Genomic DNA, 23,271 nt, shown 5'->3' on the forward strand with positions numbered 1-23,271 from the left:
GCCATGCCCGAAGCGGCGTTGTTCAAACAGGTCGCAAAGCGGCGGGCGTAACCTCTCACGCATTGCTTCCGGCCGCGCCAGCACCGCCGGGAATAGGCTTTGCTTCCTTACGTGCAACATGGCATTCGAACCAGCATCGAATATCGCAGCGGACCATGCCGGCCCCGGGGACCTCGTGATTGCACGGCCAGAGGGTTTGTATTGTCCGCCGGGCGATTTTTATATCGATCCGTGGCAGCCGGTCGAGCGCGCCGTGATTACGCATGCCCATTCGGATCACGCCCGCTTCGGGCATCGGCATTATCTGGCGTCGCGCGCGGGGGCGAACGTGCTGCTCTCGCGCCTGCCTGACATCTCGCTGCAAACGCTTGCATACGGCGAGCGGCTCGACATTAACGGCGTGACCGTGTCGCTGCATCCGGCGGGACATGTACTGGGTTCCGCGCAACTGCGCATCGAGCACCGTGGCCGCGCGTGGGTCGCTTCCGGCGACTACAAGCTCGACCCCGATCCCACGTGCGATGCATTTGAGCCGGTGCGTTGCGACACGTTTATCACCGAATCCACTTTCGGTCTGCCGATCTACCGTTGGGACCCGCCGCAAAGCGTGTTCGATGGCGTGGACTCATGGTGGCGTCACAACGCCGCCCAAGGCCGCGCATCGGTCCTGTTCTGCTATTCGTTCGGCAAGGCGCAGCGCGTTCTTGCGAGCGTCGACGCGGCCATCGGGCCGATCTTCTGCCATGGCGCAGTGGAGCCGCTCAATCGCGCGTATCGCGAGGCCGGTGTGCACTTGCCGCCGATACGGCTCGTCAGCGAAATTGCGCCGAAAGACAAGGCCGTGTTCAAAGAGGCGCTGATTGTCGCGCCGCCCTCGGCGCAGGGCAGCGCGTGGCTCAGACGCTTCGGCGACTATAGCGACGCGTTCGCGTCGGGCTGGATGCGCTTGCGTGGCGCGCGCCGCAGACGCGGCGTCGACCGCGGCTTCGTGCTTTCCGATCATGCGGATTGGCCCGCACTGCAAACGGCGATTCACGCGAGCGGCGCAGAGCGTGTGATCGTCACACATGGTTCTGTCGAGCCGATGGTGCGCTGGCTGCGCGAGCAGGGCCTTGAGGCCGGCGCTTTCGCGACGCAATATGGCGACGATACCGTCGAAGCGGACGCACTCGGCGGGGCTGACACTGACACGGCTGCACAAGGCGCCGTTGCACAAGAAAGCGTCGCGCCTCACCAAAGCAACGAAGCCCCCGCTGCCGAGCTGGACGACACCGCGAGCCGTTCATGAAGCGCTTCGCTGCTCTCTATACCGCGCTCGACGCGACCACCTCCACGCATGACAAACTGGAGGCGCTCACCAGCTACTTCTCCGTAGCCGAGCCTGAAGACGCGGCATGGGCGTCGTACTTTCTGGCGGGCGGCAAGCCGCGGCAGTCGGTGCCTACGCGCCTGCTCACTGAGTTCGCACGCGAACGCGCGGGCTTGCCCGCATGGCTATTCGAGGAGTCCTATCACGCAGTGGGCGATCTTGCGGAGACCATCGCGCATATTCTGCCGCCCGCGCAACGCAACTCCGAACTCGGACTGACACAGTGGATCGAGCAGCGCGTGCTGCCCTTGCGCGGTCTCGCGCCCGAAGAGTTGCGCCCGCGTCTTTTCAGCTATTGGGACGAACTCGACTGGAGTGGTCGTTTTCTGCTCACCAAGCTGATTGGCGGCGGCTTTCGCGTGGGCGTCGCGCGGCAACTGGTGGTGCGCGCGCTGGCCGAGGTGGCGGGCATTGATCACAAGCGCATTGCGCAGCGCATGGTCGGATGGACCGATTCACGGCAAAAGCCAGACGCCGCGCGTTATTTGCGGCTCATCGCGCCCGAGGCGGCCGATGCTGCGGGTGACGACGCGCAGCGTGCGATAGAGCGTCACGACAGCGATCTTGGCTTGCCGTATCCGTTTTTTCTCGCGCATCCACTGCAGGCCGAACCGGGGACACTGGGCGATCCGGCACGCTGGCTGATTGAATGGAAGTGGGACGGCATTCGCGCGCAACTCGTCAAGCGGGCGGGACGAGTGTGGTTGTGGTCGCGCGGCGAGGACCTGATTACCGATCGCTTTCCCGAAGTCGCCGCGCTCGGCGACGTGCTGCCGGACGGTTTCGTGATCGACGGTGAAATTCTCGCGTGGGAACCTGGCGCTGCCGCGCCGTTGCCGTTCGCGCGGCTGCAACCGCGCATTGCGCGCAAGACGCTGACCAAAAAAGTCCTCGCTGACTCGCCGGCCGCATTGCTTGCCTACGATCTGCTGGAAGCACATGGCGAGGACCTGCGCATGACGCCGCTCGCCGAGCGGCGCGCGCGTCTGGACTCGCTTGCTGTGTCGCTCGACAACCCGCCCGCACGCGATCTGCTGCGCGTTTCGCCGCTCGTTTGCGGTGCCGACTGGCAGGCACTTGCCGCGCTTCGTGACGAGAGCCGCGCACGCGGCGTCGAAGGGCTGATGCTGAAAGAGCGCGAGTCGCTGTACGGGGTGGGCCGCACGAAAGCGTCCGGCACATGGTGGAAATGGAAGATCGATCCTTATGCAGTAGACGCAGTACTGGTTTATGCACAACGCGGACATGGCCGCCGCGCAAGCCTGTACACCGATTTCACCTTCGCAGTGTGGAACGAAGCCAACGGGGTTCGCACGCTTGTGCCGTTCGCCAAGGCCTATTCGGGTCTTACCGATGAGGAAATGCGCCAGGTTGACGCAATCGTGCGCAAGACTACGATCGAGAAGTTCGGACCGGTGCGCAGTGTCACGCCGACACTCGTATTCGAAATCGGCTTCGAGGGCATTCAGGCGAGTTCGCGCCACAAGTCCGGCGTGGCCGTGCGCTTTCCGCGCATGCTGCGCTGGCGCACGGACAAGCATATCGACGACGCCGATACGCTCGCGATGCTGAAAGGTTTCATTGACGATCGGGCGGCTTGAACGTCGCTGTCATTCAGAATGCATGTAATCAACCACGCGGTGCAGCGCGGGAGCGAATCTTGCGGCCGTGCGCCGGGTGCCGCGACGCGGCAAGCAGCGACCAGGGAGGCAAGCGTGACGCTCGATAACCGACTCGACGACAGTGAAGACGTGGTTGTATGGCGGCCTATCCAGTATGCGATGGCTTCACATCGCCGCGTGCTGGTGGTGGACGACTATCGCGAGGCGGCGGACGCGCTGCAGATGCTGTTGAACGCGGACGGCTTCGAATGCCGCGCACTGGAAGACCCGCACGAAGTATGCGAGATGGCGTGCGCGTGGCAGCCGTTTGCCGTGGTGCTCGACATCAAGATGCCGGGACTCGACGGCTTCGAGCTTGCGCGGCGCTTGCGCGCGCATCCGGCCACGGCGCACATGTTGCTCGTGGCATGCACGGCCTTTGCCTCGCGTGACGACCGCGCTCGCGCGCGTGCCGTCGGTTTCGACGCGCATTGTGCAAAGCCGCTCACGCCGGAGCGGCTGCTGCGCGTGCTCGAATCCGCAGCGGCCCTGCATGCGGCAGGGCCGCCGTAAAGCCTGCGCGAGCTTTGAAAAAACTGCGATTAGCCGATTGCGGTACAGAGGTCGAGCGTTCCGCGTCGCGCGTTCCGCATTGTACGTTCCATATATGCCCCCCGCAGTTTCATGAGTCGCCGCACAGCCACTGGCAAGCTGCCATTGCCATGCTTCATTTTCGAGCTTTTCGCTTCGACACGCACTGCTTGCGTCATGCATGCACTGCCCATATCGCACGCCCCGCTGGCCCGCCAGTTGCTGATTCGGCAATGATGCCGTGCGCTTCGCACGCCGCACATGTTCATCAGCATTCTGGAGGATCGTATGAGCGACACAGAACGTCCCACACCGCCGTTCGAAGGGCAACAGCAGAATCAGACGCCGGGCCGCACTGCGCCGATGCAACCGCAGCCCGATCACGGCGAGAAGTCATATAAGGGTTCGGGCCGGCTTGCGGGCAAGGCGGCGATCATCACCGGTGGCGACAGCGGCATTGGCCGCGCGGTGGCCATTGCGTTCGCGCGCGAAGGCGCGGACGTGCTGATCGCCTATCTGAACGAAGACGACGATGCGCGCGAAACCGCGCGCTGGGTCGAAGAAGCAGGCCGCAAGGCGGTGCTGATGCCCGGCGACATTACGGACCCCGCGCATTGCAACGCGATTGTCGACAAAGCGGTGCAGGAATTCGGCCGGCTCGATGTGGTCGTGAACAACGCTGCGTATCAGATGACCTACCCGTCTCTCGACGCAATCACCGACGAAGAGTGGGACAAGACCTTCGATACCAATATCGGCGCGATGTTCAGGATCACGCGCGCGGCGGTGAAGCACATGAAGCCGGGCGGTGCGATTGTGAACACCACGTCGATCAACGCGGACCATCCGAATCCCGGTTTGCTCGCCTATGCGACCACCAAGGGCGCGATCCAGAATTTCACCGGCGGGCTTGCGCAACTGTTGGCCGAGCAGGGCATTCGCGTGAATTGCGTCGCGCCTGGGCCCATCTGGACACCGCTCATTCCGTCGACCATGCCGCCGGAAAAAGTCGAAAAATTCGGCCAGCAGGTGCCGATGAAACGGCCAGGCCAACCCGCCGAGCTCGCACCGGCTTACGTCATGCTCGCCTCCGACGAAGCCAGTTATATCTCTGGCGCGACTATCGCCGTGACGGGCGGCTCGCCGATTATTTAGGCATATTGATCAATCCGCAGGGCGGCGCTGTCTGCACAGGCGGGCAGACAGCAGCTGCGCGCCACGCCGCCCGTTGGCATCCAATCCGTTTTCCTGCCGGGCACAGCGATTGCGCGCGTGATTAGTTCGTTTGTAGCGCTCCCTGTGCGTGACCCATCGTCAGGAGAATCCCCAATGAATACTTCTACTGCGGAAATGCCGCTGGACGTCGTGCCGGACGACGTCCAGCGCGTGCCGGTCAGCTTCGACATCAACGGTAAGCGGCATGAGTTCCAGTTGCAAGCCTGGACGTCGCTGCTCGATATGCTGCGCGAACACTGTCACCTGACCGGCACCAAGAAAGGCTGCGATCACGGCCAATGCGGCGCGTGCACCGCGATTGTGAACGGTCAGCGGATCAACACGTGCCTTGCGCTCGCGGTGGTACACGACGGCGCGTCGATTACGACAATCGAAGGACTGGCGAACGGCGAAGCGCTACACCCTGTACAGCAGGCCTTTATCGATCACGATGCCTTTCAATGCGGTTACTGCACGCCGGGCCAGATCTGCTCCGCCGTCGCGATGCTGCAGGAAGGCCACGCGAAAACCGCCGACGAGGTGCGCGAACTGATGAGCGGCAACCTGTGCCGCTGCGGTGCCTATGCCAACATTGTCGCTGCAATTCTCGATGCAGCCGACAAGGCCGATGAAGGAGCGCGGCCATGAACCGCTTCTCCTACACGCGCGCGAGCGAAGTGCCGCAAGCTATCCAGCAGCACCGCGAGAATCGCGCCGCTGCGTTTATCGCGGGCGGCACGAATCTGGTGGACTTGTGGCGCGAGGACGTCGCGCATCCGCAGTTCGTGGTGGACATCAACCGTCTGCCGCTCAAGCAGATCGAACCGACCACTGCGGGCGGACTGAAGATCGGCGCGCTCGTGACCAACAGCGCAGCCGCTTACGATGCCACGGTCAACGCCCGCTACCCGTTGCTTGCAAAGGCGATTCTTGCGGGCGCGTCGCCGCAGATCCGGAACGTTGCAAGCGTCGGCGGCAATCTGCTGCAACGCACGCGCTGCCTCTATTTCTACGATGCCGGCACGCGCTGCAACAAGCGCGAGCCCGGCACGGGCTGTCCGGCGATGGAAGGCGTGAACCGCATGCATGCGATTCTTGGCGCAAGCGAACACTGTATCGCCGTGCATCCGTCGGACATGTGCGTTGCGCTCGCCGCGCTCGACGCCACGGTGCACGTGTCCGGTCCCGAGGGCTCGCGTGTGTTGCCGTTCGCCGACTTCCACCGCTTGCCAGGCGACACGCCCCATATCGACACGAACCTGGGCGACGACGAGCTGATTACCGCAGTGGAACTGCCAAAGCAGGGCTTCGCGGCGCATCATGCTTACGTGAAAGTGCGCGACAGGGCCTCGTATGCGTTCGCGCTGGTCTCGGTGGCGCTCGGGCTCGAACTGGATGGCGACACGATTGTCGACGCGCACTGCGCGCTCGGCGGCGTTGCGCACAAGCCGTGGCGCGATGTGGACGCGGAAGCGTCGCTGCGCGGCAGGCCGCTGAATGCGGACACGGTGCGCAGTTTCGCCACCGACTTGCTGCGCGAGGCGCGCGGCCGCCGCGGCAACGCGTTCAAGATCGAACTGACGGCGCGCGCTATCGAGCGCGCTTTCGCGCTGGCAGCGCAACGTTCACTGGAGGAACCGGCGCCATGAACCGCATCGAGACTTTGCCTGCGCTGCGCGCGAGCGGCGTGCCGCACAAACGCGTGGACGGCAGGCTGAAAGTGACCGGCGCCGCCCAGTATGCGGCCGATTTCACGGCCAATGGACTCACGTATGGCTTTGTCGTGTCGAGCACGATTGCGGCGGGAAGAATCGTATCGATCGATTCGTCGGCTGCCCTGGCGTTGCCCGGCGTGCTGCATGTCATGACGTACCAGAACCGCCCTGAGTTGCCTCGCGAGGACACGCCCTACAAAGACATGGTGGCGCCCGGCGGGAGCCCGCTCAGGCCGCTTTGGGACGACCGCGTGTGGTACAGCGGCCAGCCGGTGGCACTGGTGCTCGCAGAGTCGCTGGAGCTCGCGCGCCATGCGGCCTCGCTGGTGGACGTGCGCTATGAGTCCGCGCCGCATCAGACCGAGATGGGCGAGGTACTGATGGATGCCGAGCCGCCGTCCACGGAAAAGGGCGGCTTCGATCCGCCGCCGGCGCCGCGCGGCGATGCCGACACCGCGTTGGCAAGCGCTGTGGCGCGCGTCGACGCGTTCTACAGCACGCCTGCCGAATATCACAATCCGATGGAAATGCATGGCTGCACCGTGATCCCGGACCCGCAAGGGCACCTGACCGTGTATGAAAAGACTCAGGGCGTGATGAATACCAAGTCGTATCTGACGGCCGTGTTCGGACTGAAGGACAACGAGGTGCAGGTGGTGTCGCCGTTCGTCGGCGGCGCATTCGGTTCGGGTCTGCGGCCGCAGTATCATCTCGCGCTCGCGGTCATGGCGGCGCTCGAACTGAAGCGGCCCGTGCGCGTCACACTCACGCGCCAGCAGATGTTCACGTTCGCGCATCGGCCGCAATCCATCCAGCGCGTCGCGCTTGGCGCCGCGGCCGACGGCCGCTTGCAGGCGGTGATTCACGAAGCGGTGTCCGAGACCTCGCAGTACGAGGACTATTGCGATGTGGTGGTGAACTGGGCGGGCCAGCTTTATCAATGCGATAACGTGACCCTCGGCTACAAGGTGGCGAGGCTGGATGTGCCCACGCCCGCCGACATGCGCGCGCCGGGCGCGGCGCAAGGACTGTTTCCGCTTGAAGTTGCAATGGACGAACTGGCCGAAGCGCTGCAGATGGACCCGCTCGAACTGCGCCTCATCAACTACGCGGAGCGCGACGCGAACAAGAACCTGCCGTTTTCGAGCAAGGCGCTGCGCGACTGCTATCGCGAAGGCGCCGCGCGATTCGGCTGGGACAAGCGGCCGCTCGCACCGCGCGCGCGGCGCGAGGGCACCGAGTTGATCGGCTGGGGCATGGCGACCGGTGCGTGGGACGCGATGCAGAACGAAGCGTCAGCTCGCGCCGTGCTCACACGCGACGCACGTGTGACGGTTTCCAGTTCGACCGCCGACATCGGCACCGGCACCTACACCGCGATGACGCAGATCGCGGCGGACGCGCTCGGCGTGCCGCTTCACGACGTCGTGTTCGAACTCGGCGATACTCGTTTGCCGAAGGCGCCGATAGAAGGCGGCTCGTGGACCGTGTCCTCGGTGGGCAGTGCGGTCGATGCGGCATGCAGGCGGCTGCACAACCGCCTAGTCGAATTGGCGCGGCAGCATGGCGGCGCGCGTTTCGCGGCTGCCGCGCGCGAGGACATACGGCGCATGGGCAAGCGGCTCGTATGCGGCTCAGGCTCCGAGGACGCAATCGAGATCGACACGCTGCTCGCGCGGGCGGGCCTCGACAAAGTCGAGGAGCAGGCGAGCGTCAAGCCGCATGAAAAGCAGCAGGCTTACTCGATGGGCACGCATTCGGCAATTTTCGTCGAAGCACGCGTCGATGAGGCGCTCGGCACCGTGCGCGTGACGCGCGTGGTGAGCGCGGTCGCGGCTGGGCACATCGTCAATCCGAAGACCGCGGCAAACCAGGTGGCGGGCGGCGTGGTGTGGGGCATCAGCATGGCGCTGCACGAGGAGGGCCAGTTCGACCACGACATTGGTCGCCAGATGAATCACAACCTCGCCGAGTATCATCTACCGGTCAACGCGGATATTCACGAGATCGACGTGCTGTTTGTGGAAGAGCATGACGACATCGTCAATCCGCTCGGTGCGAAGGGAGTGGGCGAAATCGGCGTAGTGGGCGTGGCTGCTGCCGTGTGCAATGCGATCTGGCACGCGACGGGCAAGCGCGTGCGCGAACTGCCGATTACGCTCGACAAGCTGTTTGCCTGAGCCAGGGCTGTAGCGCGGCCGCGTGTTGCAAGGCCGCGTTACAGCGTATCGAACGCCGGCCGACATGGGGCGTCGGCTGTTGCCTGAGGGCGGCGGCGCTCGTCGCTGCGGGCCTGTCCGTCATGCGCAAGATGCGCCGACCATGCCCCGGCTGCGAGCCCGAACGCGCTATTTCACTTTAATCGGCGTACTTGAATTCCGGCAGCGCTTCGAGCGACTTTTTGGTTGCCTCCGGCAAAACCACCCGACGATTGGTGATCTGCAGGTCGTTGAAAGGGACTGCGACGAGATGTTTGCCCATGCCGAGGAATCCGCCCACCGACAGAATCGCGTAGGTGCGCCGATCGCCGCCGGGAGACACGATCAGATCGTCGACGGTGCCGATGGTGTCCTTGTTCTTGTTGAAGACGTCCGCTCCCGTAAGCTTCGACGCGCGGTAACCGCTCGCCAGTTGCACGACGTCAGTGCGTCTTTCGGTAATGGACTGCGGCGCGCCTTGCGCGTGGGCATTGCCATGGCACGCCAGCGTGCCGGCAAAGAGCGCTGCTGCGAGCAGCGTGCGAGATTGCATGTTGCGCATGATGGTTTCTCCTTGTTATGTGACGCCGCCAGTGCGGCGAGTCTGCTTTCAAGGGCCTGGCTGCAAATTTCATACCGCGGTGCGCGAAGCGAGGTCGGCGCCGGGCCCGCCAATTGCTAGACGAGCGAGCCAGTTTATTCATATTGCCTACACTGAACGCGCGCCAGCGCCCCTGCTTTTCACAGGAACTTCTATGTCATCTCCCGCCAGTAACACGACGCGCATCGCGGAAGGCACTCCGTTTCCACTCGGCGCGACATGGAACGGAAGCGGCGTGAACTTCGCGCTCTTCTCGGCGCACGCGACCAAAGTCGAACTGTGTCTATTCGACGAGACCGGGCACCAGGAAATCGAGCGCATCGAACTGCCCGAATATACCGACGAGGTGTGGCACGTGTTCGTGCCGAATCTGAAGCCGGGTGCGATCTACGGCTACCGCGTGCATGGTCCCTATGAGCCGGAGAAAGGCCACCGCTTCAATCCGAACAAACTGCTGCTCGATCCCTACGCAAAGGCGCATATCGGCGAACTGAAGTGGGCGCCCGAGATTTTCGGCTATACGCTCGACTCGGAAGAGGGCGACCTGTCGTTCGACGAGCGCGACAGCGCGCCGTTCGTGCCCAAATGCAAGGTGGTGGACGCTACCTTTTCATGGACGCATCCCGAGCGCAATCCGCTGCCCTGGGACCGCGTGATTTTCTACGAAACGCATGTGCGCGGCTTCACGAAGCGTCATCCGCAAGTGCCTGAGAACCTGCGCGGCACCTTCGCGGGAATGGGGCAGAAGGCGGTGATCGAGTACATCCGGAGTCTCGGCGTAACTTCGGTCGAACTGATGCCGATTCAGACCTTCGTCAACGACAGCTATCTGCTCGAGAAAGGTCTCACGAACTACTGGGGCTACAACACCATCGGCTTTTTCGCCGCCGACCCGCGTTTCTTTGCTTCGTCGACGGAATCGGTGAGCGAGTTCAAGGGAATGGTGGACGCCTTTCACAACGCGGGTCTCGAAGTCATTCTCGACGTGGTGTACAACCACACCGCCGAGGGCAACGAACGCGGACCGACGCTCTCGTTCAAGGGCATCGACAATGCGTCGTACTATCGCCTGATGCCTGACGAGCCGCGCTATTACATCAACGACACGGGCACCGGCAACACGCTCAATCTCTCGCATCCGCGCGTGCTGCAAATGGTGACCGACAGCCTGCGTTACTGGGTAACGGAGATGAAGGTGGACGGTTTCCGCTTCGATCTTGCGACGATTCTCGGCCGCGAGCCGCACGGATTCGACGAAGGCGGCGGCTTTCTCGACAGTTGCCGGCAAGACCCGGTTCTCTCCAGCGTGCGGCTGGTCGCGGAGCCGTGGGATTGCGGTCCGGGCGGCTATCAGGTGGGCGGTTTTCCGCCTGGCTGGGCCGAATGGAACGACCGCTTTCGCGACACCGTGCGCGCCTACTGGAAGGGCGACGAGGGCACGGTGGCCGATCTGGCCACACGCCTGACAGGTTCGGGCGACAAGTTCAATCATCGCGGCCGACGCCCGTGGGCGAGCGTGAATTTCATCGCGGCGCACGACGGCTTCACGCTGAACGATCTGGTCTCATACAACGACAAGCATAACGAAGCGAACGGCGAGGACAACAACGACGGCCATTCGGACAACCGGTCGTGGAATATGGGTGTCGAAGGTCCCACCGACGACCCCGAAATTTGTCAGCAACGCGAGCGGCAAAAGCGCAATCTGCTCGCCACCTTGCTGCTCTCGCAAGGCACGCCGATGCTGCTCGCGGGCGACGAATTCGGCCGCACGCAGAAGGGCAATAACAACGCGTATTGCCAGGACAACGAGATCAGCTGGGTGGACTGGGAAGGCATCGACGAAAACGGCCAGGCGCTCACTGAGTTCGTCAGGAACCTGACGACGCTCAGACACCGCTTGCCGGTGCTGCGTCGCAGCCGCTTTCTCACCGGCGAATACAACGAAGCGCTGGACGTGACCGATGCGCGCTGGCTTTCGCCGGACGGCACCGACCTCACGCCCGAGCAATGGGCGGACCCCTCCATGCGCTGCTTCGGCCTCGTGATCGACGGCCGCGCGCAGGCGAGCGGCATTCGCCGTCCTGCATCGGATGCGACGCTGCTGCTGGTATTGAACGCCCATCACGACGTCGTCAATTTCCAGTTGCCCGACGTGCCGGAGGGCGAGCGGTGGACCTGCCTGCTCGATACCAACATGCCGGTGCGCGCAGAGTTGCCGCAGTTCAGCGCCGGTGACGAGTATCAGGTTACGGCGCGCTCACTGCTGCTGTTCGCCCTCGAGGCGCCGAGCCGTGCGACGCAGCGCGTGTTCGACAAGCTCGAAGAGCAGCTCACCTCGGACGAAAGCGAAGCCCCGCCTGCCGCGTGAGCGGGAATACCACTTGCTCCATTCGCGATAGCCACGCGCATTCATCACGATGATGCGCGCGGCTTCGCCATGCCGGCATTCGCGAGACCATTACCGTAGGTGATCATATGGAACAGGACGAGACCTCCCAGCAAGAACAGATTCGCACACGCGCGTACTACCTGTGGGAACACGCGCCCGAGCCCAAGGGCGCGCCCGACGAGTATTGGGAACAGGCCCGCAGCGAGATCGAGAAAGAAGCGCCGCCAGTAGAAAACGGGCCGATTGCAGAAGAGCCCAAAAAATAACGACATGACAGGGAGCATCACAATAACTGGCAACTTGCTGCACGTAGCGCAATGAAGGACCTTCCCGAACCGCCGCGCGGCAGGGCAGCGACGCGCATCGACGCGCCGCCTGCCGCGTTCGGTCTGGACTCGCTGATCGCGCTTGCCGTCGGCGCCGGATTTGTCGCGTGCCTGTATTTCGCGCGGGCCGTACTGATCCCGATGACGCTCGCCATTCTGCTGAGCTTTCTTGTCGCGCCGCTCGTGAAATGGTTGGGACGCCTGAAGCTCGGCCACGTCGCGTCGGTGTTCGCGGCCGTGGTGATCTCCATTTCGGTGATCGGCGTACTCGGTTCGGTGATCGCGATGCAGTTGACGGAGCTCGCCGCGGGCATGCCGCGTTATCAGGCGACGATCGAGCACAAGATGGAGGCGGCGCACACACTGACCGTCGGCAAACTAGACCGCTTTGCAAAAGCGGCAGGTCAGGCGCTGCAACGTGCCACGGTCGAGCCGTCGCAACCTGCGCCGCGGCACGACGCATCTTCCGCGGATGGCCGCGCGCCCGCGGCCGTGCCGGTCGAAGTGCGCGAGCCCGTGCCCACTCCGCTCGAAGTTGCGCGCCGTGTGTTGTCGCCGGCGATCAGTCCGCTCGAGACGGCGTTCATCGTGTTCGTCGTGATGGTGGTGATCCTGTTGCAACGCGACGATCTGCGCGACCGCGCGATTCGTCTGTTCGGCTCGCGCGACCTGCACCGCACAACGATGGTGATGGACGAAGCGGCGCGGCGCCTGAGCCGTTACTTCGTTTCGCAGCTTGGCCTGAACGCGGCTCTTGGCGTCGCGATTGGCGCGGGACTCTTTTTTATCGGCGTGCCGAGTCCGATTCTGTGGGGCATACTCGCGGCCTTGCTGCGGCTCGTGCCGTACGTCGGCATCTGGATAGCGGGCGGGCTCGCCACCGCGCTGGCTGCCGCAGTGAGCCCCGGCTGGGATATGGCGGTCTGGTGCATCGCACTTTTCGTGACCGTCGAACTGCTGGTGGGGCAGGTGGTGGAGCCGCTGCTGTATGGACGCAGTACCGGGCTCTCGCCGTTTTCGGTGGTTGTCGCGGCGATTTTCTGGAGCTGGATCTGGGGGCCGATTGGCCTCATCCTGTCTACGCCGTTGACTCTGTGTTTGCTTGTGCTCGGCCGGCATATCCGGCGTCTGGAATTTCTCGACGTGATGCTAGGGGATCAGCCCGCGCTCACGCCAGTCGAAAACTTCTATCAGCGCGCACTCGCGGGCGACCCCGATGAAGCGATCGCACAAGCCGAGGCGCTGCTACTCGAACGTTCGTTATCGGCTTACTACGACGAGGTGACGATCAGGGGCCTGCAACTGGCCGCCAACGATGTGGTGCGCGGCAGCGTTACGGCGGCGCAGCTCGCGCGCATCGAGTCGACGACCAACGACCTCGTCGACGGCCTCGACAGTTATCCCGACGAGCCGCCGCCGCGGGCTGCGGCAGCAGAGCTTGACGCGGAGCTGGGGCCAGTCGCGCCGTCGCGCGACGCAATGCCTGCATCCGCGTCGGCACACAGGCTGTTCGCGAATCACGCGGCGCGCGGCGCGGCTGACGCACTGCCAGACAATGTCAGCGATACTGGCGATACCCGCGATACCCGCGATACCCGCGATACCCGCGATACCCGCGATACCCGCGATACCCGCGATACCCGCGATACCGGCGATCAACGCGAGCCCGGGCAGATCGCCGAGCGCGGGGCGCAGAGTCAGCAAGCCATGCCACGCGGGACCAGTCAGCGCGTGTTGTGTATTCCAGGCCGCGGTCCGCTCGATCCTCTTGCCTCCACGATCATGCTGCAGTTGCTCGGCAAACACGGATTCACCGCGCGCGCGGTGCCGCATGAAGCAGCGTCGCGTGCCTCGATCGACCGGATGGATGCCGACGACGTCGGTATCGTCTGCGTGATCTACCTGCAGATAGACGGCATTCCTTCGCATTTGCGCTACATGGTCCGGCGCATTCGCGCGCGCCTGCCGAACGTCTCGATTGTCGTGGGACTATGGTCAGCCGAAGATCTGGAAAAGTGGAGCGTTGACTTGCAAAACGCGATGGGCGCTGACGCCTATGTGACTTCGTTGCAGGAAATGCTGGCCGTCTGCCACTCGCGCGGCGACAGTACGAGCGATGCGCCAGTTGCGGTAGCCAGCGCTTAACGAACGAGGCGCTTGCCAGCCGCAATCAGGACGCAAATGAAGAAACGCCCGGCGCTTGTGCGTCCGGGCGTTTTTTGCGGGCAGGCGACGCCTACTTGCCGGTGGCTTCGTCTTCGGAAGACGTGTCTTCGTCGTCGGTCACGATCTTGGTCGTGCCGCCTGTCGAGGGCGGATCGCTCGCCGGAAACGTGTCTTCAACTTCCTTGTCGATCTGCTTTTCCGTCTTATCGGCGTTCGGATGCTGTTCCTTGGGTTCTGGCATGGCGCTTCTCCTTTAGCTAACAAACATGATGCGCAAATTCACTCGCGATTCGCGCGGCCCGCGTACTGTGCTTTTTACATGAGCATGTAGAGTTGAACGGTCAGCGGGCATTGTCCGGAACGCGGCTTTTGCTCAAGCGGTACCGCACGAGTCGCGCCCGACAATGCGCAGTGCCTGCGCACGCGTGAGCGCGCCCTGGCGCATCGCCTCGATCAGTTGCGCGGTTTGTGTGTCGCGATTACAGGCAAGCACGGCGGCAACCTTGTCGTTCTTTACATACAGCGCGGCAAAATCGTGACGTTCGAGTTCGCCGTCGACAACAAGCTCGTCCCATTCGCTCGCATGACCGAGGTACTCGAAGTTCTTGCCGAAGTGATAGGTCCAGAAAAACGGCACACCGTCATAGCGGTTGCGCGCGCCGCACATGTTCTGAGCCGCGATGCGCGCATGCTGCTGCGCGACGCGCCAGTGTTCGATGCGCAGCGGCTCCTCGTTTTCATGCAGCGGAAAGACGGCGATGTCTCCGGCGGCGTACAGGCCCGGGGCGGCCTGCATGCCCGCGTTCACGATCACGCCGCCGTCCTGTTGCAGCGGCAGTCCTTCCACGAAACCGGTGGCAGGTACAACGCCCGTGCCGAGCAGCACGACGTCGGCGGCAATATGTTCGCCGCTTTCGAGCATCACTTCGTGCACGTTGCCTTCTTCACCTTCGAGCGAGGCGACTTTGGCCTGAAGGTGAAACTGCACACCATGGCGTTCGTGCAGTTCGCGAAACATCGCGCCCACGCGCTCACCGAACTGCTTCGCGAAGGGCACCTTGTCCGGCGAGATAACCGCCACCTGCGCGCCGCGTTTGCGCAGCGCCGCAGCGGTCTCAAGCCCGATGAAACTGCTGCCGAGAATCGCCACGCGTGTGGATGTCGTGTCGCGCGTCAACCCATCCGTGTCGCTGTTGGCGAGCGCCTCGACGAGCGCGGCGGCGTCGTCCAGGTGACGCAGCACGTGCACGCCGCCGAGTTCGCAGCCCGAGATTCGCGGCACGGTGGGCGTGCTGCCGGTGGCGAGCAACGCGGTCTGGTAAGTCAGCTCGCCGCCGCTTTCGAGGTGGATCGTGCGGGCGGGCACGTCAAGGCGGGCGACCTTCGCGACGAGCCGTTCCACCCCGTGCTGCTCGTACCAGTCGGCTGGTAGCAGCGGCGCGACGTCGCCGGGTGGCATCTCGTTCGATGGAACAAACTTGCTCAGAGACGTGCGGTCGTAGGGCGCGTGAGGTTCGTCGCCGATCAGCGTTACACGGCCGGTAAAGCCATATTCGCGCAACGCCGCGCAGGCGGTGGCGCCCGCCGCGCCCGCGCCGATCACCACGAAATGCGGCTCGTGGGTGCGCGCCAGTTCCGTTTCGCCGGGCAGCTTTTGTGGCGTCACCATCACGTCGTCGCCGTCGACAATCACTGCATACCGTTCGAGCGGTACGAGCGGCGGCGGCTCCAGCACTTTGCCGGTGGTGGCGTCGAATGTGCCTTTATGCCACGGGCAAACAATTCTGCCGCGACAGAGTGCTCCTTCCTCCAGTGGTCCGCCCGCATGCGGACAGTCGGCCGAATAGGCGCGCACGGTGTCGCCGTCGCGCACCAGCAGGATCTTCTCGTCATCCACGACGACGCGCTGCGCCCGGTCTTCGCGCAACTGCGAAAATTGGGCGACGTGTCGGGCAGGGGTGGGCATGCGTGTCTCGGGATCGTGGGCGAAGCTCGAGCAGCCTCAAGGAGGCTCAAGCAGCCTCAAGCAGGCTCAAGCAGCCTCAAGCAGGCTCAAGCAGTTTCACCGCGCGGCGACGCAAACCCGCGAAAACGCACGGTATCGCCTTGCGTGCAGCAATTGGCGTGCCCAAGACCGGGGCTGCGGAAAACATTCAGGTCGCCTCGCGCGACGCTATGTGCGTGGCGGAAAAGTGCGGTAGATTCCAACTAAGGGAATTAGCGCACGACCACCGGGGCACGATACGTGCGGGCAATTCTCCTACTTGTATGACCTTTGAGTGGAGCGTGGCCGTGCAGCGTGCGGAGCGAGTCGCAGTCGATTTTCCTATGCCGTCGCGCAACTTCGCGGCGACGCGGCGGGTGCTTCTTGTCGTGCTTGCAGTTTCAATTCTGTTTCCGCTCGCCTGTCTCGCTGGCTACGGCTATTTCGATTACCAGCGCCGTATCGCCGATTCGAACGACATCATCGACCGGCTCGTGCGCGTGGCGGAAGAGCAGGCCGTCAAGGTGCTGGACCTGAATCAGCAAATGGCTTCGCGCATCGTCGAGTTGATCGGCACTGAAGAGGACGCGCAGATTCGCGCGCGCGAGCGCCAGTTGAACCAGCAGTTGCGCGAGATCGGCGGAGACTTTCCGCAAGTGGCGTCCATCTATCTGATCGGCGCGCACGGCGACCTGCTGGTATCCACTCGCGCCTATCCCGCTCCGGCCGTGTCGGTCAGTCAACGCGAAGACTTTGTCGCCGCACGCGCCATGCGCCCGCACTTTTACTTTTCGCTGCCGATGCATGGGGCGTTGTCGCAGACCAACGTGTTCAGCACCGCGATAGGCCGTATCGGCGCGGACGGTGCGTTCCTCGGCGTGGTGTCGGTTGCCTTGCGCACCGAGTACTTCTCGCGCTTTTACCGCGAGCTGACCAACGGAGACCCGTCGCTCGCGCTGGCCCTGTACCGCCAGGACGGCAACCTGATGGTCCGTTATCCACCGTGGCCCGGAGGCGCGAAAGCGCCGGCCTCCGACGCATTTGCTGCCGCGCTGCGCGACAAGCAGTTGTCGGGGCATGTGCGCGTGAAGTCGCCGGTGGACGGCGTGGAGCGGCTCATCGCGTTCCGGCGGGTGGGCGATTATCCGCTCTATGTGACGAGCGCTTATGCAAGGGGTTCGATTGTCGACGCGTGGCGCCGGCACTTCCTCGTGATTGCCGCGTTGACTGCGGTGCCCTGCATCGCCATCTGGATTCTGGTGATTTACTCGCTGCGTCAACTGGACGGCGAGCGCGTCGCATGGGAACGCTGGCAGGGCGAGGTCGCGATGCGGCTCTCGGCGGAAGCATCGAGCCGGCAATTGCAGCGCATGGGTGCGCTCGGCAATCTGGTGGCGAACGTGGCGCACGACTTCAACAATCTGTTGATGGTGGTATCCGCCAATATCGAATTGGCGCGCCTGAAGCGCTACAACAATCTGGAAAAGGAAATGACCGCGGTGCAGCGCGCCACCGCGACGGCTGAGTCGCTGACGCGGCGGCTCCTGAGCGTCGCGAAGAAACAGCCGCTCAAACAGGAGCCGATCGACCTCAAGAAATGGATGCCGGGCGCGGCGCCGCTCCTCGAGGCGGCGCTCGGCGATCATATCGAGCTGGCGCTCAGCATCGTCGACGATGTCTGGCAGGTGCTGGCCGATCCGACCGACCTGGAACTCGCGATCATGAATCTGGCGGTGAATGCCCGCGATGCGATGCCGCGCGGCGGACGCTTCGTGATCCGATGCCAGAACAACCGGCTGGTCGGCAGCGACACGCTGTTGCCCGACGGCGAGTACGTGCTGATCGCATGTTCGGACGACGGCGAGGGCATGCCCGAGTCGGTCGCGCGGCGCGCGTTCGAACCGCTTTTCACCACCAAGCTAAGCGGCTCCGGTGCGGGCCTCGGTCTCGCCCAGGTGCTGTCCATGTGCGAACAGGCCGGCGGCACTGCGAAGATCGACAGTGTGCAGGGCAGCGGCACGACGGTGCGCCTTTATCTGCCGCGCCATCGCGAACGCCACCAGGCGCAGGCCGCGCCGCAACAGGTGGTCGAGCAGCCGGCGCTGCGGCACGCCGGCATGGTGCTGCTCGTGGAAGACAACGAAGATGTCGCGGCAGGCGTCGCGGCGGTGCTGGAAACGTTTGGTTGCGAAGTGCGGCACGAGCCGACCGCCGACCAGGCGTTCGACGTTCTCACCGGCGGCGAGCGTTTCGAACTCGTGCTGTCGGACATCCAGATGCCGGGCAAGCTGAACGGCATCGACCTCGCAGAGAAAGTGCGCAATGCCTGGCCTTCGCAGAAGATCGCGCTGATGACGGGCTATGCCGACGAACTGGAACGCGCGCGAGGTTTGGGCGTGGCCATCCTGGCCAAGCCGTTCAACATCGAGGAACTGCACGCACTGGTCGCTTGCGAATCCTGAACGATGCGGCATGCCGTCGCGCGGCACACCCCTTGCTGAACTCCTGACGAGGCATGCGCATGCTTGCCGGCGTGCGCAATCGGCTTCCATTGCGCTTTCATTCCGACAGGAGAACACTCATGATGATCAAGAAAGCATTGCTTGTTACCACGTTGCTCGCGGCTTCGTCGCTGGCTATGGCGCAAGGCGCGGGCGGCGCCGGCGGTGGGGCCGGCGGCGGTCCGGCCGGCAACGACCCGAGCACCGGTGCTGGCGCGAATGGGTCGACCCGCGAGGGCGGCAACATGCAGGGATCGGGGACCTCGCATTCGAAGATGAAGAAGCACTCGTCGAAGTCGTCGAACAAAATGAAGCCCGCCAACGACACCACCAACATGCCGGGCGCCAACGCGAGCAGCGACACGAAGGGGCAATAACGCAGCTGTTGTTCGCGGCGCGGTTCGTGGGCGGTTTGTCCGCGCCGTGTCCGCTGAATGTCCGTTGATTATCCGCTGATCGTCCACGGACTGGCCACGGACCGGCCACGGCGCGCCGTGGCGCGTGAGTGAAGCCTTGTTCGCGCTTCACTCACGTACCGCCTGCTTTGGCGCCAACGAGTTCGAGGCCGCTAGCCCTGGTCTTCCTGCGCTGCGTCGTACTTGCCGAGCGCCGCGGCACTGTTCAGACGCGCCCGTTTGAGGAGCGCCTGCTGTGCTTCCTTCACCTGAGCCGCGGCGCCTTTCCACGCCTGCAACGGTGGTTCCTGCAACGCACGTCCATACGAGAAGCTCAGGTTCCAGGGCAGCGGCCCAAGGCGATTCATTGCGTCCAGATTGGCAGTCGCTTCTTCGGGCGATTGTCCGCCCGACAGAAACACAATGCCGGGCACTGCCGCAGGCACGGTGCGTTTCAGAACGCGCAGCGTGTAAGCCGCGATCTCCGCGGTGGGCGAGGGGCGCGCGCTTTCCGAACCGGCGAGCACCATGCTCGGTTTGAGCAGGATATGTTCGAGCACCACCCGGTGCCGGTGCAGTGCAAGAAACACCTCGTGCAGGACTGCTTCGGTCACTTCGGCGCTGCGCTCGACGGTGTGGTCGCCGTCCATCAGCACTTCGGGTTCGACAATCGGCACGATGCCGGCTTCCTGCGAGATTGCCGCATAGCGTGCAAGCGAGTCGGCATTCGCTTCGATCGCGAGACGGCTCGGCAGATTTGCCGCGATGTTGTAGACCGCACGCCACTTCGCGAAGCGCGCGCCTTGCTGCTTGTAATCGACGAAGCGCCGCGCGAGGCCGTCGAGCCCCTCGGTGATTTCGTCGCCCGGAGCGTGGGCAAGCGCTACCTTGCCGAGGTCGACCTTGATGCCGGGCACGATGCCGTTTCTGGCGGCGAACTCGGCGAACGGCGTTCCGTCGTCGGCTTTCTGGCCGAGCGTTTCCTGGTAAAGAATGACGCCGCTCACGTATTCGCCGAGGCCCGGCGTGCTGAGCAGCAGGTTGCGATACGCGCGGCGGTTTTCTTCTGTCGACTCGATGCCGATGGTCTTGAAGCGTTTGGCGATGGTCGGGCCGCTTTCGTCGGCGGCAAGCAGACCCTTGCCTGGCTGAACCAGGGCTTCGACGGTGGCTTGCAGTTCGCTGCGGGTGTCCATGAGATGTGCTCCCTTTGTTCCGGTTGCGGAAGAAATCAGGTGGTCGCGGCCCGTGGCTGAGCGCTTTGCTTCGGCGGGTTTGCCGCTTATTCGTCGCTTATTCGTCGATCATTCGCCGATCAGATGCAACACGATGTCGCGATGCTGCGTATGACGCCGATGCTCGAACAGATACAGCCCTTGCCATGTGCCGAGCACCATCTGTCCATGCTCGACGGGTACGCTCAACTGCACCTGCGTCAATGCCGTGCGCAGATGCGCGGGCATGTCGTCCGGGCCTTCGGCGTCGTGCTCGTAGCGTTGCTCGTCTTCAGGCGCGAGGCTCGCGAAGTAGCGCTCCAGATCGCGCTGCACCGACGGGTCCGCGTTTTCCTGAATCAGCAACGATGCCGAAGTGTGACGGCAAAAGAGTGTCAGCAAGCCGGTCTGGATCTGCTGCGCCGCGACGAAACGGCGGGCTTCGGCAGTGAACTCGACCAGCGCGCGAGTGCGTGCCTTGACACTCAGGTGATGAATGGCCTGCCTCATGATGAACGCATTCGCCTCCGTTAAAGCGACGCGAATGCGTCCGAAATCTGTTCGACGCTGGTGGGGCGCACGATGCGCGCGACTTCGGCGCCGTCGCGCATGAAGATCAGCGTGGGCCACAGCTTGACCTTGAACGAGCGGCCGAGCGGGCGGCCGGGGCCGTCTTCAATTTTCAGGTGCCTCACGCCGGTGTGGGCTTCGAAAGCCTTCGCAATGGAGGGCTGCGCCCCCTGACAGTAGCCGCACCAGTCCGTGCCGAACTCGATCACGGTGGCACCGGGCAACGCGTCGATTTCGGCTCGCGTAGGGGCGTGGGTGGAATAGGGTTTCCGGGTTGCCATGCATGCTCCGCTGCGGATTTGAGTGATGCGCCGTGCACGTGTTAGAGGTCTGAAGGGCGACGCTGCGCCGCTCTCGACACGCGCTGCACGTTGTTTGATAAGAGTACCAGCTATTGGTTCGGGAGGGCCGGACGGCGGACATGAGCCGCGCCGCGCGTGTCGCGGCCTTGGTCCAATTTACGCTCGCACCGGCTGCGAGGCGCGCGCTGCAAATTTGGGATACACCCCCACGCCTTTACGCGCCCACAGGAGCGGTCGATAATGCCCCGTTCATTCCCGCCACGAGGCTTGCCCGGCGCGCCGCGCCTCGCAGGCTAGCTTTTCCTGAGCACACCGCCGCCCGTGTTGAAAAACTCGCGTTTCCTTGGCCTGCTGCACATTCCCGGCTTCAAGCCACTTGCCGCCGCCACGCTGATGCTTGGTGTCGCCATGTCCTTCACTGCGCCGTACCTCTCGTTGTTCGGCGTGGAGCGAGCCGGTATGACGCCGTTGCGGCTCGGCGTTTTCATGACGCTGATCGCGGCGAGCGGCGTGCTCGCCAGCACCTTCGCAGGCCGCTCGTGCGATGCAAGTGGACGGCATCGGCCCTTGTTGCTGCTCGCTCTGGTGCTCGCCGCGCTCGGCTACCTGTGTTTATGCGTGGTGCGCGACTACCGCCTGCTGCTGGTTGTCGGCGTTGTGTTCATCGGCGCCGGCGGCTCGGCCATTTCTATGGTGTTTTCCTTCAGCCGCGCCGCGCTGCCCGTGCCCGACGCGGCCGAGCGTGTGTTTGCCAGCGCGACGCTGCGCACGATCCTCTCGGCGGCTTGGGTATTCGGTCCGTCCGTCGGCGCGCTGGTGCTCGCAGCAAGCAGTTTTACCGGGCTTTTTCTGTTCGCCGCCGCGAGCTTCGGGGCGTGCGCGGCTATCGTCTGGCGCATGCGGGAGCCGCAGGGACATCTCGGCGACCACACCGTGGAGGACACCGCGTCGGAGCCCTCGGCCTCCATCACCGTGCCGCCGCTCACTGAGCCCGGCCCGGATGCGCACGAGCACCTGCCCGGTGTCGCATCGGCAAACGACATCGGTCGCGCCGTCGCTGCGCTGACCTTGCTCGGACTTGCCGCGAACGCCACGATGATCGTGTTGCCGCTCTATATCGTGCATGGTCTGCAAGGCACGCATCTCGACGTATCCGTCATGCTCGGCCTCGGCGCATTGACCGAGATTCCGATGATGCTCGCGCTCGGCGCCAAATCTTCGAGGCTGCACAAGCCGAACTGGCTTGCGGCATGCGCGGCGGTTCACGCGGCGTATTTCGTCGCCATGTCGCTCGCGGGGAACGTGCAAGTTCTGATTCCGATGCAGATTCTCAACGCGTTCGTGGTCGCGGTGACTTCATGCCTCGGCATGACCTACGTGCAGGACCTGATGCCGCTGGCGCCAGGCCGCGCCACGGCGCTCTTCTTCAATGCGGCGCGGGTCGGCTCGATTCTGTCGGGCGTGCTGTCGGGCTTGCTAGTGCAGGGGTTCGGCTATCGCGGCACGTTTCTCTTTTGCGGACTGCTCGCGTTGTGCGCGCTGGTGCTGTTTGCGGTGCCGGGTTATCGCTATCCGCTCATGTGGCGGGCAGTGCGGCGCTTTGCGCGCACGCAGTACGACGCGTTCAGGGCAAGGCGTTCGGTGCGCCGCGGGCGCGAGCTTTGAGCGCGGCGAAGGGAACTTTACGCCGCTCACAACCTCTGCAATGAGGCGTATCGTAGCCGGAGCACTGGCGCTGGGACAGGGTCGATCAGGCCATGCCGCGTGCGCACCGGATTCACGTCTCGCAGACAACGCAACAAGCAAAGAACTGGCATAAGCAAACAACTGCCACAAGCAAACACGCAGCGGACGAACACGCAGCGGACGAACACGCAGCGGACGAACACGCAGCGGACGAACACGCAGCGGACGAACACGCAACAGGCGAACAACGCAACAGGCGAACAACGCAACAGGCGAACAACGCAACAGGCAAACAGCCGCCACATCGGCATCTGACTAAAACCACGCAGCATTGCAAGGCACTTTCGGGAGCGGTGAAATGCAGCTAGGCATGATCGGATTGGGACGCATGGGGGCCGACATGGTGCGGCGCCTTACGCAGGGCGCTCAGCAGTGCATTGTCTAC

20 protein-coding genes are annotated in these 23,271 nt (G+C 63.9%); 14 read left to right on the plus strand and 6 right to left on the minus strand.

Going from position 1 to position 23,271, the window contains the following annotated elements; all coding sequences use genetic code 11:
- The first annotated feature begins 118 nt into the window (after nucleotides 1–118).
- The 7 genes from F757_RS0107585 (at nucleotide 119) to F757_RS0107620 (ending at nucleotide 8,671) form a co-directional block, all read left to right on the plus strand.
- Nucleotides 119–1,288: a ligase-associated DNA damage response exonuclease gene (locus F757_RS0107585; protein WP_027210890.1), complete on the plus strand. Its 1,170-nt coding sequence runs from the start codon at nucleotides 119–121 to the stop codon at nucleotides 1,286–1,288.
- Nucleotides 1,285–2,970: an ATP-dependent DNA ligase gene (locus F757_RS0107590; protein WP_027210891.1), complete on the plus strand. Its 1,686-nt coding sequence runs from the start codon at nucleotides 1,285–1,287 to the stop codon at nucleotides 2,968–2,970. Before F757_RS0107585 ends, F757_RS0107590 begins: the two co-directional genes overlap by 4 nt.
- A gap of 114 nt (nucleotides 2,971–3,084) precedes the next feature.
- A complete protein-coding gene (locus F757_RS0107595; protein ID WP_027210892.1) occupies nucleotides 3,085–3,543 on the plus strand; it encodes a response regulator in 459 nt (152 codons plus the stop codon).
- 306 nt (nucleotides 3,544–3,849) lie between these two features.
- Complete coding sequence (locus F757_RS0107605; RefSeq protein WP_027210894.1) at nucleotides 3,850–4,716, plus strand: SDR family oxidoreductase; 867 nt, start codon at nucleotides 3,850–3,852, stop codon at nucleotides 4,714–4,716.
- Nucleotides 4,717–4,890: 174 nt separating this feature from the next.
- A complete protein-coding gene (locus F757_RS0107610) occupies nucleotides 4,891–5,424 on the plus strand; it encodes a (2Fe-2S)-binding protein (protein WP_027210895.1) in 534 nt (177 codons plus the stop codon).
- Nucleotides 5,421–6,425 (plus strand): FAD binding domain-containing protein, encoded by a 1,005-nt coding sequence (locus tag F757_RS0107615; protein WP_027210896.1) that lies wholly within the window; start codon nucleotides 5,421–5,423, stop codon nucleotides 6,423–6,425. Before F757_RS0107610 ends, F757_RS0107615 begins: the two co-directional genes overlap by 4 nt.
- A complete protein-coding gene (locus tag F757_RS0107620) occupies nucleotides 6,422–8,671 on the plus strand; it encodes a xanthine dehydrogenase family protein molybdopterin-binding subunit (RefSeq protein WP_027210897.1) in 2,250 nt (749 codons plus the stop codon). Before F757_RS0107615 ends, F757_RS0107620 begins: the two co-directional genes overlap by 4 nt.
- A gap of 178 nt (nucleotides 8,672–8,849) precedes the next feature.
- Here F757_RS0107620 and F757_RS0107625 read toward each other — a convergent pair whose 3' ends face one another.
- Nucleotides 8,850–9,251 (minus strand): PRC-barrel domain-containing protein, encoded by a 402-nt coding sequence (locus F757_RS0107625; RefSeq protein WP_027210898.1) that lies wholly within the window; start codon nucleotides 9,249–9,251, stop codon nucleotides 8,850–8,852.
- Between the two features lie 193 nt (nucleotides 9,252–9,444).
- Here F757_RS0107625 and glgX point away from each other — a divergent pair, with 193 nt between their 5' ends.
- From glgX to F757_RS0107640, 3 genes are all read left to right on the plus strand, one after another.
- The gene (gene glgX, locus F757_RS0107630) at nucleotides 9,445–11,661 is read left to right on the plus strand and encodes a glycogen debranching protein GlgX (RefSeq protein WP_027210899.1); all 2,217 of its coding nucleotides are present in this window, start codon (nucleotides 9,445–9,447) and stop codon (nucleotides 11,659–11,661) included.
- 107 nt (nucleotides 11,662–11,768) lie between these two features.
- Nucleotides 11,769–11,948: a DUF2934 domain-containing protein gene (locus F757_RS0107635; protein ID WP_027210900.1), complete on the plus strand. Its 180-nt coding sequence runs from the start codon at nucleotides 11,769–11,771 to the stop codon at nucleotides 11,946–11,948.
- A gap of 51 nt (nucleotides 11,949–11,999) precedes the next feature.
- Nucleotides 12,000–14,153 (plus strand): AI-2E family transporter, encoded by a 2,154-nt coding sequence (locus F757_RS0107640; protein ID WP_027210901.1) that lies wholly within the window; start codon nucleotides 12,000–12,002, stop codon nucleotides 14,151–14,153.
- Between the two features lie 91 nt (nucleotides 14,154–14,244).
- Here the strand turns inward: F757_RS0107640 and F757_RS36100 are convergent, their stop codons facing one another.
- Nucleotides 14,245–14,415: a hypothetical protein gene (locus tag F757_RS36100; RefSeq protein ID WP_198017964.1), complete on the minus strand. Its 171-nt coding sequence runs from the start codon at nucleotides 14,413–14,415 to the stop codon at nucleotides 14,245–14,247.
- 132 nt (nucleotides 14,416–14,547) lie between these two features.
- A complete protein-coding gene (locus F757_RS0107650; protein WP_027210902.1) occupies nucleotides 14,548–16,140 on the minus strand; it encodes an FAD-dependent oxidoreductase in 1,593 nt (530 codons plus the stop codon).
- 326 nt (nucleotides 16,141–16,466) lie between these two features.
- Between F757_RS0107650 and F757_RS0107655 the strand changes: the two genes are divergently transcribed.
- Both F757_RS0107655 and F757_RS0107660 read left to right on the plus strand, forming a co-directional pair.
- Nucleotides 16,467–18,620: a hybrid sensor histidine kinase/response regulator gene (locus F757_RS0107655; RefSeq protein WP_027210903.1), complete on the plus strand. Its 2,154-nt coding sequence runs from the start codon at nucleotides 16,467–16,469 to the stop codon at nucleotides 18,618–18,620.
- A 119-nt stretch (nucleotides 18,621–18,739) separates the two neighbouring features.
- Nucleotides 18,740–19,036 (plus strand): hypothetical protein, encoded by a 297-nt coding sequence (locus F757_RS0107660; protein ID WP_027210904.1) that lies wholly within the window; start codon nucleotides 18,740–18,742, stop codon nucleotides 19,034–19,036.
- Between the two features lie 191 nt (nucleotides 19,037–19,227).
- Here F757_RS0107660 and F757_RS0107665 read toward each other — a convergent pair whose 3' ends face one another.
- The 3 genes from F757_RS0107665 to F757_RS0107675 all read right to left on the minus strand — a co-directional run bounded on the left by F757_RS0107665 (nucleotide 19,228) and on the right by F757_RS0107675 (nucleotide 21,119).
- A complete protein-coding gene (locus F757_RS0107665) occupies nucleotides 19,228–20,250 on the minus strand; it encodes a class I fructose-bisphosphate aldolase (protein WP_027210905.1) in 1,023 nt (340 codons plus the stop codon).
- Between the two features lie 108 nt (nucleotides 20,251–20,358).
- On the minus strand, nucleotides 20,359–20,778 hold the full coding sequence (locus tag F757_RS0107670; RefSeq protein ID WP_027210906.1) for a secondary thiamine-phosphate synthase enzyme YjbQ: 420 nt from the start codon (nucleotides 20,776–20,778) through the stop codon (nucleotides 20,359–20,361).
- A 20-nt stretch (nucleotides 20,779–20,798) separates the two neighbouring features.
- Nucleotides 20,799–21,119: a thioredoxin family protein gene (locus F757_RS0107675; protein WP_027210907.1), complete on the minus strand. Its 321-nt coding sequence runs from the start codon at nucleotides 21,117–21,119 to the stop codon at nucleotides 20,799–20,801.
- Between the two features lie 342 nt (nucleotides 21,120–21,461).
- Here F757_RS0107675 and F757_RS0107680 point away from each other — a divergent pair, with 342 nt between their 5' ends.
- Together F757_RS0107680 and F757_RS35700 are read left to right on the plus strand one after the other, a co-directional pair.
- Nucleotides 21,462–22,805, plus strand: a complete 1,344-nt coding sequence (locus tag F757_RS0107680) for a sugar efflux transporter (protein ID WP_027210908.1) — start codon at nucleotides 21,462–21,464, stop codon at nucleotides 22,803–22,805.
- 379 nt (nucleotides 22,806–23,184) lie between these two features.
- Nucleotides 23,185–23,271 (plus strand): NAD(P)-binding domain-containing protein (locus F757_RS35700; protein ID WP_156923557.1); only part of this gene is annotated, 87 nt, incomplete at its 3' end.

Origin of the sequence: Burkholderia sp. WSM2232 (assembly GCF_000472545.1) — a bacterium.
Taxonomy (GTDB): domain Bacteria; phylum Pseudomonadota; class Gammaproteobacteria; order Burkholderiales; family Burkholderiaceae; genus Paraburkholderia.